The 14,057-nt window shown below is 57.4% G+C and carries 16 protein-coding genes; 2 read left to right on the top strand and 14 right to left on the bottom strand.

What is annotated here, in order from left to right; translation table 11 throughout:
- Positions 1-4 precede the first annotated feature (4 nt).
- The 8 genes from GZH91_RS02360 to GZH91_RS02330 all read right to left on the bottom strand — a co-directional run bounded on the left by GZH91_RS02360 (position 5) and on the right by GZH91_RS02330 (position 6,864).
- Positions 5-982 (bottom strand): efflux RND transporter periplasmic adaptor subunit, encoded by a 978-nt coding sequence (locus tag GZH91_RS02360; protein WP_198415371.1) that lies wholly within the window; start codon positions 980-982, stop codon positions 5-7.
- A 21-nt stretch (positions 983-1,003) separates the two neighbouring features.
- The gene (locus GZH91_RS02355) at positions 1,004-2,209 is read right to left on the bottom strand and encodes a TolC family protein (RefSeq protein WP_161984154.1); all 1,206 of its coding nucleotides are present in this window, start codon (positions 2,207-2,209) and stop codon (positions 1,004-1,006) included.
- A gap of 739 nt (positions 2,210-2,948) precedes the next feature.
- Positions 2,949-3,521, bottom strand: coding sequence for a ubiquinol-cytochrome c reductase iron-sulfur subunit (petA, locus tag GZH91_RS02350; protein ID WP_232522206.1), 573 nt, complete (start codon positions 3,519-3,521; stop codon positions 2,949-2,951).
- 26 nt (positions 3,522-3,547) lie between these two features.
- Positions 3,548-3,856 carry a hypothetical protein gene (locus tag GZH91_RS02345; protein WP_147073644.1) on the bottom strand — a complete coding sequence of 103 codons (309 nt, stop codon included), beginning with the start codon at positions 3,854-3,856 and terminating at the stop codon, positions 3,548-3,550.
- Positions 3,853-3,981, bottom strand: coding sequence for a hypothetical protein (locus GZH91_RS18225; protein WP_262982466.1), 129 nt, complete (start codon positions 3,979-3,981; stop codon positions 3,853-3,855). The genes GZH91_RS02345 and GZH91_RS18225 overlap by 4 nt, the downstream gene beginning before the upstream one ends.
- Positions 3,978-4,952, bottom strand: coding sequence for a glycosyltransferase (locus GZH91_RS02340; RefSeq protein WP_223264574.1), 975 nt, complete (start codon positions 4,950-4,952; stop codon positions 3,978-3,980). The genes GZH91_RS18225 and GZH91_RS02340 overlap by 4 nt, the downstream gene beginning before the upstream one ends.
- Positions 4,949-5,209, bottom strand: a complete 261-nt coding sequence (locus GZH91_RS02335) for a hypothetical protein (RefSeq protein WP_147073646.1) — start codon at positions 5,207-5,209, stop codon at positions 4,949-4,951. Before GZH91_RS02335 ends, GZH91_RS02340 begins: the two co-directional genes overlap by 4 nt.
- Positions 5,206-6,864 (bottom strand): glycosyltransferase family 39 protein, encoded by a 1,659-nt coding sequence (locus GZH91_RS02330; protein ID WP_232522205.1) that lies wholly within the window; start codon positions 6,862-6,864, stop codon positions 5,206-5,208. The genes GZH91_RS02335 and GZH91_RS02330 overlap by 4 nt, the downstream gene beginning before the upstream one ends.
- Before the next feature lie 290 nt (positions 6,865-7,154).
- Here GZH91_RS02330 and GZH91_RS02325 point away from each other — a divergent pair, with 290 nt between their 5' ends.
- Positions 7,155-8,189 (top strand): IS110 family RNA-guided transposase, encoded by a 1,035-nt coding sequence (locus tag GZH91_RS02325; RefSeq protein ID WP_147073648.1) that lies wholly within the window; start codon positions 7,155-7,157, stop codon positions 8,187-8,189.
- A gap of 299 nt (positions 8,190-8,488) precedes the next feature.
- Here GZH91_RS02325 and GZH91_RS02320 read toward each other — a convergent pair whose 3' ends face one another.
- Positions 8,489-9,601, bottom strand: a complete 1,113-nt coding sequence (locus GZH91_RS02320) for an IS256 family transposase (protein WP_371860372.1) — start codon at positions 9,599-9,601, stop codon at positions 8,489-8,491.
- Between the two features lie 119 nt (positions 9,602-9,720).
- Between GZH91_RS02320 and GZH91_RS02315 the strand changes: the two genes are divergently transcribed.
- A complete protein-coding gene (locus GZH91_RS02315) occupies positions 9,721-10,128 on the top strand; it encodes a DUF1249 domain-containing protein (RefSeq protein WP_161984153.1) in 408 nt (135 codons plus the stop codon).
- A 33-nt stretch (positions 10,129-10,161) separates the two neighbouring features.
- Here the strand turns inward: GZH91_RS02315 and GZH91_RS02310 are convergent, their stop codons facing one another.
- The 5 genes from GZH91_RS02310 to GZH91_RS02290 all read right to left on the bottom strand — a co-directional run bounded on the left by GZH91_RS02310 (position 10,162) and on the right by GZH91_RS02290 (position 14,057).
- Positions 10,162-11,850, bottom strand: a complete 1,689-nt coding sequence (locus tag GZH91_RS02310) for an ArnT family glycosyltransferase (RefSeq protein WP_161984152.1) — start codon at positions 11,848-11,850, stop codon at positions 10,162-10,164.
- Positions 11,851-11,870: 20 nt separating this feature from the next.
- On the bottom strand, positions 11,871-12,074 hold the full coding sequence (locus tag GZH91_RS02305) for a hypothetical protein (protein ID WP_147073657.1): 204 nt from the start codon (positions 12,072-12,074) through the stop codon (positions 11,871-11,873).
- A 183-nt stretch (positions 12,075-12,257) separates the two neighbouring features.
- The gene (locus GZH91_RS02300) at positions 12,258-13,127 is read right to left on the bottom strand and encodes a class I SAM-dependent methyltransferase (RefSeq protein WP_147073659.1); all 870 of its coding nucleotides are present in this window, start codon (positions 13,125-13,127) and stop codon (positions 12,258-12,260) included.
- Between the two features lie 109 nt (positions 13,128-13,236).
- Complete coding sequence (locus GZH91_RS02295; protein ID WP_147073661.1) at positions 13,237-13,686, bottom strand: hypothetical protein; 450 nt, start codon at positions 13,684-13,686, stop codon at positions 13,237-13,239.
- The gene (locus tag GZH91_RS02290; protein ID WP_147073663.1) at positions 13,683-14,057 is read right to left on the bottom strand and encodes an SMR family transporter; all 375 of its coding nucleotides are present in this window, start codon (positions 14,055-14,057) and stop codon (positions 13,683-13,685) included. The genes GZH91_RS02295 and GZH91_RS02290 overlap by 4 nt, the downstream gene beginning before the upstream one ends.

Raw genomic sequence — 14,057 nt, 5'->3', positions numbered from 1 at the left:
ACTCCTATTCCCCCGCTTTCGGTTGGCCGCCGGTAAGCCACATGGTGTAGATCTGGCGATTGCCTTGGGTCACCACCTCATCTCCAGGTACCAGGCCATCGGTGATTTCACTGTATTCATCATCTTTGGCGCCAATACTTACTTCCACACGGTTATATTTTCCTCCATTGCGAACAAATACGAATTTCTCGCCATTGGCTTCGATAATGGCGCCGTTTGGTATGGTCAGCGCCGCCTCGTTAGCCCGCAAAATAACGCTGGCACGAGCAAACATGTTGGGTTTGAGCAAGCCCTGCGGATTGGCGAGCTGTACCCACACCTTCACGGTACGGTTCAACGGGTCCAGATTGGGATCGATCAAGGTGACCTTACCGGTGAACACCTGCTTCGGATAGCTCAGCACGCGGACGCGAGTTTCCTGTCCTGGCTTGATCTTGCCGATATCTTCTTCATACACGCTCGCGACTACGAAAACCTGAGAACGGTCGCTGATATGGAACAATACCGTGTTGGGTTCCACCGCTTGGCCAACGACTGCATTGCGGGCGTCGATCACGCCACTCATGGGTGCATTAATGGTCACGCTGGGCGGCGGGTCTCCCACCAGCCGGGATTGCACCAGCGCTAAACGCTGGCCGGCCCGAACCGTCTCTCCCAGGTTGGCGTACAGTGCTTTGATCTGGCCACTGATGCGCAGGCTGACGTCGGCCTGGCGATTAGGCTGCAACTGTACCTCGCCGTTCAGATTCAGCTCGGTGGAGAGTGGACGGAAGCTGGCGGGCGCCAACTGCAAGGCGATCGCCTTCTGCTGTGCGGCGCTCAATTGCACCGGACCGCGCGCTCCGCCACCCACTTCGATCTCCCCCCCATGCGCAAAGGCGGAAGGTAATGCGCCGGGCGCAGTGAATAAGGCCAGAAAAAGCAGGCCGCGCAATTGCCTAAGCAGCTGACTGCTCATACGCGGTTTGGAAAAATTTCGCATGGTATTTCCTTCAAAATGATTCTATGGTGTCTTTTGCTCGGGTACATATCCGGCATAATCCCCGGTGGCGATATGCAATCTCGCCAATGCCTGAAGGTATTGATCGAGCGTATCCAGATAGGCAATATTCAACTCGCCCTGCTGGCGCTGTATCCGAACCACGTCACCGACAGGGATTAGCCCCTGGTTGTACCCCTGCAGGGCAAGGCGTACGTTGCGCGCGCTGAGCGCCAACATATTGCGCTGGTATTCCGATAGCGCCTGTTGCAAACGCTCGGTTTCTGCGTAAGTGCTGGCCACCTCGTTGCCGATACTGAGCTTGAGCGCTTCAATACGCGTGTAAGCTTGTGCTTCGGTAGCTGCTGCTTCAGCGATGTTCCCCTGATTCTTGTTCCGCAATGGCAATGGAATCGACAGGCTCAACCCCAAGGCACGGCTGCTTCCCTGGGATGGCCCCCCGTCGATCACCAGATGGCTTTGTTCCAGCACCACGCCCACAGTCCAGTCTTCCCAACGTTGCACGCGCGCCAATGCCTGGTTAGCCTGGGCCCGGTTCGCGCTGAGCAGTGCAAAACGCAGGTCCGGCCGTGACGACAATGCCTGGCGTTGCTGGTTTGCCAAACTCGGCAGTGAGTCACTGGCCGGCAAGGCATCGTTCAACGCTATGGCTTGTGTTGCAGGTCTTCCGAGAAGTTGATTCAACTGGGCCAGTTGGGTTATCCGCTGACTCAGCAACAGCGCGCGTTCCTGAGTTAGACGCTGTAGCTCGAGCTGAGCGGTGTTGACGTCAAGCTCGGAAACTTCGGCAGCCTTGAAACGGTTACGTGTACCCAGTACCAGTTTTTGATCGACATCCATCAAACGTTCGCGTACCTCGATCTGACGATTCAGCGCCAGGATGCGATAAAATCGGGACGTTACATCGCCTGCCAGCTTGAGCTCGGCTTGTCTGATCTCGGCCAAAGCCAAGGCCACATCCACGCGCGCAACTTCTTTTTGATGGGCAATACGGCCCACTACAGAGAACTGCTGGCTGATGCCAATGCTGGCCGCGTACTCTCCCTGGTTTCTAAAAATGAGATCATTTCGCGCAGCGATATCCAGCCGTGGATTAGGCGGCAGCCCTGCCTGCAGCAAACGCGCGCGCGCTTGTTCCACGGTATAGCGCGCGGCTTGCAGATCTTTATTGCTTTGAACAGCAATATCGATTGCTTGTAGTCGTGTCATTCCCGCGGCGTTGGCGGTCTGGCTGAGACCGCCTAACAAGGTGCTACCAATCAGGAAAATCAAGAGGCGCCAAGACGCCCGGTTGATGCAAGGTGACGACATAAAGGTATTCCTAAATCAAGTGACCCGGCAAAGCCGGGTGGGTACTGGATGAACCCCTCAAAAGGGCCTTAAACCCGTGAGCCGCCCAAGGTGACTACGCGCCCAGTTTGATCCGGTTATAGTGTTCATCCTCTTGCTCCTGATTGCGACTGTATGCTTTGACCATCTCTTCATCCAACCCCACCATGGAAACAAAAGAATGTTTGATGTGAGCAGTTTGCCTGTGCTTGTCCCACAGAAAGATGACGCGAAGATTACTTTTTTGTAAGGAAACTCCATCCTATCCCTACCGCCTGACCATGATCTTGCCTGCCATGCCAGCCTCGAAGTGGCTCGGCACGAGACAGGTCAAAGTCGTCTCCAGTCGCTACTTTCTTCCCACCAACAGCAACGAACCGCCCATCGGAAACGAAGCCCCTCTTTTGATTGCGAAACGCTCGAGCTCCAGAACAAAGCCTAGGAGCTTGTCGATAGGAGCTTGTCGGACTGGAAGAATCGTAGCGAAAAGGTTCAAGCAGGCAATCCGCACAGCGGATGCTCGCAAAATTCGGCTGGGCGAGCTATTGACCAAAAAAGCGGTGAAATATGCACCGGCCAGGCGGATTTGCAGCCGATTTCCTTTAAGTTCGACAGGCGCTTAGCTTGCTTTTTTGTCTGCGCCTATCAATAGGCGGGTCGCGCTCAGGTAAGTGTGTTCCGGGATTTTCAGATTGAGCGGCGCCGGCACGTCCTTGAATACACGGCCTGCCAGATCGTATTTGGAACCGTGGCAGGGACAGAAAAAGCCCCCCGGCCAATTTGCCCCCAGATCAGGCGCTCCCACCTCCCTGCGGTAGGTTGGGATGCAGCCGAGGTGAGTGCAGATGCCAATTGCGACAAAGTATTCCGGCTTGATTGAACGGGTCGCGTTCTGGCAATAAACGGGCTGTTGCGGCTGCTGCGACAGCGGATCGAGCAGCAGCTGATCATGCTTGCCCAGCCTGTCGAGCATTGCCTGGGTGCGATGCAGCACCCATACCGGCTGTTTGCGCCATGCGAAGGTAACCAGCATACCTGGCTCTATCGGACGGATATCCGCGTCGATTGGCCCGCCTTCGGCCAGTGCTTTCTGGCTCGGCATCATGCTCATCACGAATGGATAGGCGGTCATCACGAATCCTGCGCCCCCCACTGCGGCGGTAGCGGCAATCAGGAATCGCCGGCGATTCATGTCGATTTCTGGCGTCGCGGCCATTTTCAGAGCATCTCGAAAGTAAGCACAAGCGAGGCTGCCGTCATGCAAATCAGGCCGACTATAAACATGGTGTCAGCCATATCTTCAAGGTTCACAGACATCCGCTCATAGCGCATTGAAGCATAGGACAGGATGGCGCTGAGTAGAAACACCACATTGTCGAAGCCGAGTATTTTGTATAGCAGCCTGCTCGCTGTATCTGCTCCACCCGCATGAATGAGCTTGACGATGCTGAGAATCATCAAGCAAACGCCCACCATCGAGGCCGAGGCTTGCAAAATATGTGACGAAAGGTTTTTGAACTGGCTCATGCGTCAGTTTGATAGTTTGCCAAAAACAGCGACTGCCCGTACGCCACCTCCACACCCGCGTCGAGCAGCACCGACAGGCAGCGCACGCCGACATCATGGTAGGCAAACACCACGGCGCGGGTCACGGTTTGTCTGCCCCGGTCTGCTCCAGCACCGCTTCGATCAGGTAGCGCGGACGCTGGCGCACCTGCTGGTAAATGCGTCCGGTGTATTCGCCCAGCAGGCCGATGCCGAACAGCACCACGCCAAGCAGGAAAAATATAATCGCAAACAGCGTGAACACGCCGTCCACTTCCGGCCCCAGGAAGATGCGACGCAGGCCCAGATAGACCACCAGCAGCCCGGACAGCAGCGACAACACCAGCCCGACCATGGAGAACATCTGCAACGGTACCAGCGAAAACCCGGTCACCAAATCGAAATTGAGGCGGATCAGGTTGTACAGCGAGTATTTCGATTCGCCCGCCGCGCGCTCCTCGTGCGCGACTTCCACCTCGCCCGGATTGCGTGCGTAGGTGTAGGCCAGCGCCGGAATGAAGGTGTTGACCTCATGGCTGTTATTGATGGCGGCAATCACCTCGCGGCTATAGGCGCGCAACATGCAGCCCTGGTCGGTCATCACCACGTGGGTGATGCGCTCGCGCAGATGGTTCATCGCCCACGAGGCATGGCGCCGCCAGGACGAATCCTGGCGTTGCTGACGCACGCCGCCGACGTAGTCGTAGCCTTCGTCCATGCGCGCCAGCAGCTTGCCGATTTCCTCCGGCGGGTTTTGCAGATCGGCGTCCAGCGTCACCACGCGCTCGCCTTGGCAGCGCGAGAACCCGGCCATGATCGCCATGTGCTGGCCGAAGTTGCCGGCCAGCAGCACCACGCGCGTTACATCCGGGCGGCGCGTAAATTGTTCGCGCAGCATCGCGGCGGAACGGTCGCGGCTGCCGTCGTTGATGAAGATGACCTCGTAACTCAGGTTCAACGCGTCCAGCGCCGGGTACAGGCGCGCGAACAGCACGTCGAGCCCGGCCTCCTCGTTGTAAACCGGGATGACCACGGATAGCTGCAGCGCGCTCATTGCAACGCTCTGCGTCATATTCATGACACCGCTCCACGCAGCACTTCGCTCACCGCCGCACACACCCGCTCGACGTCGTCTTCGTCCATGCCCGGGAACAGCGGCAGGCTGATGATGCCCGCGCCGACGCGCTCGCTGGCAAGCTTGAGGCCAATCGGCCAGACGTTGTCGGCGGTGAACGAAAACGTGCCGACGCTATTGGTGCCCGCCTTTAACAGCAATTGCGCGCAGGCGTTGAGCAGCACGCCGGACAGAACCAGCAGCCAGCTGATGGCGCTCATGGCGTTGTCACCACAACGCGCCGCGTGTCCCGCGCAATCACGCGCATCGGCAGCTTCTCTGCCGCCAGTTGTTCATACAGCGGCGGCGTAATCACCGCCAGCGCGTAGGGCTGTTTCAGCCAGATTTGTTTCCAGGTATCCACGCTCGGTATCCATTTCCACGGCTCCTGTTGCAAGCCAAACGCCATTTCATCGGTATGCGCCACCAGCGTCACAGTGCGCTGAATGTACGGCGTCAAGGTCTGCTCGTACATGCCGACGCTGTAAAACGGCACACCCGGTTTGAGGTAGGGCTTGATCCGCTGCGCGATGGTGTAGGCCGAACTGGCGGGCGCGATGGCATCGTAGCCGATGAACGTGAGTTGCCCGGTGAGCAGGCCCGCCAGCCCCAGCGCAATCACCGCCGCACGCACCTGTTCACGGCGCGCAAACCACAGCGCCAGCAGCGTACCGGCCAGCCAGCTCGCCCCCGCCGCCTGAATCCACGGCACCATGTTGGCGTACAGACTGGCCGGTACCGACACACTGCCCGCACGCACCGCCAGCGGGGCAAACACGATGGCAGCCAGCGCAATCGACAGCATGATGATGAGCTGCCAGAATAGCGTCTTGCCCGAGATGCGCGTCAAGCGGTCGCCAATCAGCAACGCCAGCGCCGGAAAAATCGGCAGGATATAGGGCACCAGCTTGGAATCCGATTTGGAAAAGAACAGGAAAATAAACACGATCCAGATCAGCAGCATGCGGCGCGGCGCAAACTGGCCTCGCGCCGGGGTATCGGTTTTCCAGCTACGCCACAGGCTGTCGAACATCGGCACCAGCCACGGTAAAATCCCCAGCATCACCACCGGAATAAAGGTGTACCAGGGATGTACCCGGCCGTGTATCGTGGTCAGAAAGCGCATGAAATGTTCATGCACGAAAAAGAACCACGGAAACTCCGGGTTATCAATCGACACGGTAATGAACCAGGGTGCAGCAATCGCCAGGAAAATCAGCATGCCGATACCCAGATGCAGGCGCTTCCACAAGCCCCAGTCGCGCTGGATCAGGGTATACAGCACCAGCACCGCGCCCGGCAGCGCCACGCCGATCAATCCTTTGCTGAGCATGGACAGGCCCATGCCGGCCCAGCACACGTACATCCACCCGCGATTTTCCTGTGCGCTTACCCCGTCGCGTTGTGCCAGCAGCATGGCGGCCAGGGTCAGCCCCATGAAGAAACTGACCCCCATGTCGAGGATATTGATATGCCCCAGCATCACATAGAGAAAGCTGCTGCCCAGCACCAGGGCGGCCATCAGCCCTGCCTCGCGTCCGAACAGGCGCATGCCGGTGAAATACACCAGCAGGATACCTAGAAAACCGGTCAACGCCGACCACAGCCGGGCAGTCCAGTTATGCTCGCCGAACAGCGTGAAAGCGGTGGCCGTGGCCCAGTATTGCAGCGCCGGTTTTTCGAAATACTTGATTCCGTTCAGGCGCGGCGTGTTCCAGTCGCCGGTGGCTACCATCTCGCGCGGAATCTCAGCGTAGCGGCCCTCGTCGGGCCGAATCAGCGCGTTGTAATCGAGGGGAGCGAACCAGGTAAACGCCGCAACAAGCAGCAGCAACCAGAGCCAGGCTCGCGACAAGGGAGGATGAGCAGTGTTCAAGGATGGCTTAATTGAATATTTGATATGAGCAGTTTGCCTGTGCTTGCCCCACAGAAAGATGACGCGAAGATTACTTTTTTGTAAGGAAACTCCATCCTATCCCTACCGCCTGACCACGATCTTGCCTGCCATGCCAGCCTCGAAGTGGCTCGGTACGAGACAGGTCAAAGTCGTCTCCAGTCGCGAGGGTGTCCGCGATTTTGTAATGGAATGGACGCCCACTTCCCCAAACGGCATCGTAGTGCCAAAGTGTAGTTGTATAGACCACACAACGGAGAGAAGCGTCCGAGATGAAGATTACGCCCATTGGCATCGATTTGGCAAAGGAAGTTTTTCAGATCCACGGCGTGGATGAGCGGGGCAAAGTTGTGGTTCGCAAGCAGTTGAAGCGAAACGAGATGGCGAAATACTTTGCGAGCCTGGAATCCTGCCTGATTGGCATGGAAGCGTGTGGCAGTGCGCATCACTGGGCCAGGAAGCTTGGCGGCTATGGGCACACGGTCAAACTGATGGCGCCGCAATTTGTGAAGCCGTACGTCAAGACAAACAAAAATGACATGGCCGATGCGGAAGCGATCTGCGAAGCAGTGCGCCGGCCGAACATGCGCTACGTTCCGCAGAAAATGATCGAACAGCAGGCGATTCTCTCGGTACACCAGGCAAGGCAGGGGTTCGTAAAGGCCAGAACGGCACAGGGCAACCAGATCAGGGGCCTGCTATCGGAATTCGGTATTGTGATACCAAAAAGTATCGATGCCCTTGCCAAACGCGTGCCGGAGATACTGGAAGATGCCGAGAACGGCTTGCCGGGCGTGATGCGGCGGTTGCTTGAACGCTTGACCGACAATCTGAAAGAGATGAATCGTCATGTGAATGAACTGGAGAAACAAATCCAGTTGTGGCATCGGGAGAATGAAGCAAGCCGGAAACTGACGGAGATACCAGGGCTAGGGCCGATCACGGCGAGTGCAATTATTGCTACGGTAGGCGATGCACGAGAATTCAAGAACGGTCGCCAGTTGGCTGCCTGGCTGGGGCTAGTACCCCGACAGCATTCCAGCGGGGGCAAGCAAACGCTGCTTGGCATCAGCAAGCGTGGCGATACGTACTTGCGTACCTTGCTGATTCACGGGGCAAGGGCAGTAATCAGGTATGCACAGAACAAGGCCGAGCCCGATAGTTGGCTCAGAAAGCTAATGGCAAGGCGCAACAAGAACGTAGCTGCCGTTGTGCTGGCGAATAAGAATGCCCGCATCATTTGGGCGCTGCTCACCAAGGACAGCCTGTTCCGGGCCGATTACACCTCGGCAGTAGCAGTGGCGTAATCGAGTTGATTGAGAAAACCATTTATTAACGAGTTGAAGGAGTCGTTCCACCGATTGCACAGGCAATCATGAAGTGATGGCGAGACAGGTCAGACCGTGGCAGGGTAAATCCGTCGTTTACACTGATCCTTAAGAGATCGCTTTTGTGTTGGGAGACCGGTTAGCGGATTCCATCAGGGACAGAAGCCACAGGCTTCACTTAAAGTCCGGATGTATGGCTGCAATCTTTACCTACTCAAAATCATCTATTGAAAGCTTGGCAAAAAAGTGGGCGTCCATGTATGTAAACGGGAAATCGTTTAATGCTGCGGCATACGCTCACCGAACAGGATAGTGAACCGGTTCAGCGCCGCTTTCCAGTTCTGAATCGGCATTGTCCATTTCTTGCTGATGTTGCGTAGTGCCAGATAATACAGCTTGACCAAGGCATCGTCATTGGGAAACGAGCCCCGGCTTTTGGTGACTTTGCGCAGACTCATGTTGACCGACTCGATGGCGTTGGTGGTGTAGATCACCTTGCGGATTTCGGCAGGATAGTCGAAGAACGGAATGATCCGCTCCCAGTTGCGCCGCCAGGACTGCACGATAGACGGATAATCAGCGCCCCATTTAACATCGAACTCAGCCAGGCGCATGACCGCTTCTTCGGCGGTCGCGGCGGTGTAAATCAGGCGCAGATCGGCCGCCACCGTCTTGCGCAGTTTCCAGCCCACGAAGTTCAGACTGTAGCGCACCATGTGCACGATACACAGCTGCACCGCCGTGTTCGGGAACACCGCCTCAATCGCCTCGGGGAAGCCCTTGAGGCCGTCCACACAGGCAATGAAGATGTCCTGCACGCCGCGGTTCTTGAGTTCGGTCACGACCTGCAGCCAGAACTTGGCGCCCTCGGTCTGGGCCACCCACAGTCCGAGTAATTCCTTCTCGCCATTGAGATTGACGCCCAAGGCCAGATACACTGCCTTGACGCGTACCGTGCCGTCATCGCGTACTTTGGCATGAATGCAGTCGAGGTAGACAATCGGGTACAGCGCATCCAGCGGACGCACTTGCCAGGCTTTGACTTCGTCCATGACGGCATCGGTGACCGATGAAATCAATGTCGGCGAGACCTCGGCGCCGTACATTTCTTCGAGATGGCTTTGAATTTCCCGCACTGTCATGCCGCGCGCATACAGCGACAGGATCTTGTCGTCAAAACCGCTCCAGCGGGTCTGGTGTTTGGCAATGAGCTGCGGTTCGAAGCTGCCGGCGCGGTCGCGCGGAATCTCGATAGGCAAGGCACCAAAATCGCCCTTGAGCGTCTTGGCGCTGCTGCCGTTGCGGGTGTTGCCGGTGTCGTTGGTAACGGCTGCATGCTTGTCGCCCACCCACTCCCAACCCTCGCCCGTGAGGGCAAGGGCTATCCCCACCCCCCGCCCGCCCCAGGGCGGGTGCGAGAGAGGTTCGAGCGAGAGGATCAATTTTTAAAAATCGACTGGTTTCCGGTCGGCGTCCACGGCGTTTTCCGTGGCTTTGCTTAAGAGGTTTTATGAATACCACCGTTTACAGCAGAATCTACGCAGGGCTGCTTGAAATTATTCCCGACTTACCAACGGTTAAACAAGGTGATTATCGTTGTTCCAATGTTTCTGGGTCAATGGCATTGGGCTTGGATGTTTTGTATAGCTCAAAAACAGAAGTTCACCTAGAGCTGGCCCATCACTTCGAACAAAACGGCGTCCTGGTTCCAGACCCGGACATGGAAATCTGCGTTTATCTTGTTTCGGGGGCAGAAGCGCTGATGTTTCATAATCAATCCGGCTTTCGCTATGTATACGGTGAAGGCGAGGTAGACGTCCGCGCGCAAAAAAGTCTGAATGAGTTTTTACATATTTGGCTTGTCAGCCTCAAGCAACAAGGTCATTGCCTTATCAACATCGAGCGAAGCGCTGCATAACAGACTGCACCCTCATTACAAGTTGCCTGGGCGTCAACGCACGAACAACCAGAGGCGCCCCTTGTTATCCCCCGGACGCCCACCCTGCCATACTTGCCGCCAGGCCGGTGCAAGCAGGCCGGGCGGCGTATCCGCCGAGCCTTCCACCAGCACTACGTCGCAATCAATGTCAGGGTGAATTTCACGGCGCAGCGTTTGCACGCCGAGAAAATAATCCAGCATGCCGCGCTCGGATTCGCCCAGGCCGATGCTTTCTACACAGTTGCGCTGTACAGGTAAATTTGGTTGCATCGCCACAAACACGCTGCGGTAGCTTTTGGCGTTGTCCAGCCACGGCAGCCACAGTGTGGCAAACAACACCCAGCACAGCGTCAGCCCGGCGACAAAACTCACGATGGAGCGCTCATACAGGCGTGGCAGGCCATACCAGGCAGCGAGCCAGACCAGCGTCGCCACGGCCGCGACAGCGACCGCCAGCGGCAGAAACGGCATGACGAAATCGACGGGCAACACGCGCGTGAGGAACGTCCAGTGCGGCGCGTGGCCGGTGGCGATCATGCTGCCCCATACGCCCCAGAACAGCGCCGCCAGCGTACCGAAAAACAGCCGCGCGCCCCAATCCAGCCAGCGGCTCAGAGCAGCGGGCAGCGTCGCCGCCTGCGGTGCCGCCAGCAGTGCCAGCGCCACCAGCATGGGCAGACCGTAAGACGCGCGCGCCGACGCCGACGTCAGCAGCACCGCCAGATACACGCCAAAGCTGACCAGTCCCAGTTGCAGCGGTGCGCTGCGACGAATGTCATGGCGCCGTTGCCAGACGCTGGCCAACGCCAGAAACAAGGCAGGAAAGGCAAACCACAGCAGCGTTTTCAGCCAGGACCAGGGCTCATTGTTGGGGGCACCCAGCTCGGCGACGGAAAAGCCCAGATAGCGGCCGACGTTATTCAGCCAGAACCACACATAAAACTGATGCGGGTCGCGCAGATACAGGGCAATCGGCCAGATCAGCAGCCACGGCAGCGCGACCACAAACGCCACTCCCAGGCTGTGGGCGTAGGTTTTGCTGCGCCAGTTTTGAAATAACAGCGGCAGCAGCAGCGCGGTTACGCCGACCGCACCCGGCACCAGCACACCCTTGCCGAGAAAACCAACGCCGACGCCGACGCCAAGCCAGATGCCCGCCGCCAGCGGGCGTGCGCGGCTCAGGATAAAGCCGTAACTGGCGATGGAAAATCCGGCCAGCATCGGCACATCGGTGATCATGATGTGACTCTCGTAGAGCAGGCCAAAGCAGCTCATCAGCACCAGCACGGCGTAGCGGCCATGCCCCGTTCCCCAGGCATGTCGCGCCGTCAGCCCTGCAAACAGGAAAGTGATCGCCATGAACACGCCGGTGGCCAGGCGCGCACCATCGTGCAGCGGCAGCCAGCCTGAAAAACTGTGTGCCAGCGCCGCACCCAGCCAGTAATACAGCGGCGGCTTTTCCATGAAAGGCTCACCGGCCAGGTGCGGCACGACCCAGTCGTGGTTCTGCAACATCCGGTAGAGGATGTCGAAGACGTAGGTTTCATCCTGCTTCCACGGGTCGTGCCCGATCAGGCCGGGCAGCACATACGCCGTTGCCAGCAGCAGAAACCAGCCAAAAGAGATAGGTAAACGGGGGGATTCGACGGCCTGATTCAGCTCACTGCTTGCAAGCCGATCAGGCTGGAGGTTTTTTGCCATGAATTTTCTCTGTCGTTTTTTTATGGGCGGTGGTGCATCATGGCGTTCAGGCGCGGCGTGTTCCAGTCTCCGGTGGCCACCATCTCGCGCGGAATCTCCGCATAGCGGCCCTCGTCGGGCCGAATCAGCGCGTTGTAATCGAGGGGAGCGAACCAGGTAAACGCCGCAACAAGCAGCAGCAACCAGAGCCAGGCTCGCGACAAGGGAGGATGAGCAGTGTTCAAGGATGGCTTAATTGAATATTTGATATGAGCAGTTTGCCTGTGCTTGCCCCACAGAAAGATGACGCGAAGATTACTTTTTTGTAAGGAAACTCCATCCTATCCCTACCGCCTGACCACGATCTTGCCTGCCATGCCAGCCTCGAAGTGGCTCGGCACGAGACAGGTCAAAGTCGTCTCCAGTCGCTACTTTCTTCCCACCAACAGCAACGAACCGCCCATCGGAAACGAAGCCCCTCTTTTGATTGCGAAACGCTCAAGCTCCAGAACAAAGCCTAGCACGCGGTTGAGCGGGTTACCGATTTTGAAGCCTGCGTCGATGGGATTCGACTCGGTGGCGGGTTTGCGCTGCAAGAGGCGTGACAACACCATCAATGGCAACAGCAAAGAGACGAAGGAGCTGACACGCTGAACGATAAAACCCGCGCTTTCAACTTTGCCCACTAACTCCTGACGGGTGTAACGGCGTTTGTGGCACGCATACTCGTCGGTCGCGCTCCACAGAAAAGGATGTTGCGGAACGGTCAAGATTATCCCCCCTCCTTGCCTGCACGCGCGATACATCTGGCGAAGCACACGCTCGTCCTCTTCGATATGTTCGAGCACGTCGAATGCGCCAATTACCTCGAATTCGGCGTCGAATGGTATGGCGCGGGCATCCATTTGAAAAACCGTGGCATCCGCGACGCGTTTCGCCGCATAGCCCAAGCCGCTTACCAACGCTTCAGTGCCGGTAAGCGATAGATCCGGGAAACGTTGCCTTATTCCGGCCAGCACGACCCCAGTCCCGCACCCGATCTCCAAAAGATTTTGCGCTACCGGGAAATAGGATGCGAGCATGTCCGCAATGAGTTCGTTTCTTCCCTTGAACCAAAAATGCGAACTTTCGATCGCCGCAAATTGCTCGAACAGATACGCGTTGAATCCCTCACTGCGTTCTGCAATTTCGGGGGCGAAACATGTATAGCCAAAACGCTGAGGCGGGCTGAACCCGCAGGCTGGGCATAACCAATCAGACGAAACAAATCCATCACCGCATTTAAGACACACTTTCATAGCAAACCTCATCGACAACCAAGCCGAACGCCGTCCGGCGCAGGCAAAATAACGCCGCCCACTAGTGCTTTAAGCGAGCGAACCGGGATACCGGGAAAGACTGGAGGGATTACCGGGGAGGAGCGTTGGCGCGGAGAGAATCTGCGATGAGTCGATACAGCGGAATACCGGGCGGTGCGAGTAAGGCGGCGAGCCTAAAGCCGGGCAGTCTTCGGGCGGAATGATAAAGAAGTGGCAGGCAAACGAAGGCAACAACAAGGGCTACGATTTCTGATGAGAAGCGACTGGAGGGCGTTGCAGAATCGTCAAACGTATCGCAATCTTCGAATGAAGAGGGGAAAGTATCGTCGGAGGTATGCTTAATGGGGTCGAGTAGGGTTTGTTCCGTCGGGTTCTGTTGCTGTTTGGAGTGGCTGTGCATGCCGCCGCCGTCGTTATGGCCTGCCTCCGGTTGATGTGCACAGACCACACAGGCGATGAACTGCACCAGCCAAATCGCAAGAATTGTCCAGGCTGCTGCGCGCAGCCGCGTGTCGCGAAGACATGAGTGGATAGTCATGGGCGGACCGCCACCAGCCAGACGCCGACGATGATGAAACCGATGCCGAGCAGATTCTGGGAAGAGACGTTTTCGCCGAACCAGAAACTGGCGATGATCGCATTAACGATGTAACCGATGGAGAGCATCGGATAGGCAACGCTGACAGGCGTCCGCGACAAAGCCATGATCCACACCACCACACCGACCGCGTAGCAACTCAATCCCCCGATGATGTGCGGCTCGAAGGCGAGCCTGAGGCCCACGGGAATGACGTTGTCGAGACGGAATTCGAAATGGCCGATGGCATTAGTGCCTGCCTTCAGCAGCAATTGGGCGGCGGCATTGAGCAGCACGCCGGTGAGGATGAGGACGAAGCTGACGATGGTCAT

The organism is Sulfuriferula plumbiphila (genome assembly GCF_009938015.1).
Taxonomy (GTDB): Bacteria; Pseudomonadota; Gammaproteobacteria; order Burkholderiales; family Sulfuriferulaceae; genus Sulfuriferula; species Sulfuriferula plumbiphila.
Note: the sequence above shows the minus strand (reverse complement) of the source record. Positions and strands in the feature narration are given on the sequence as shown.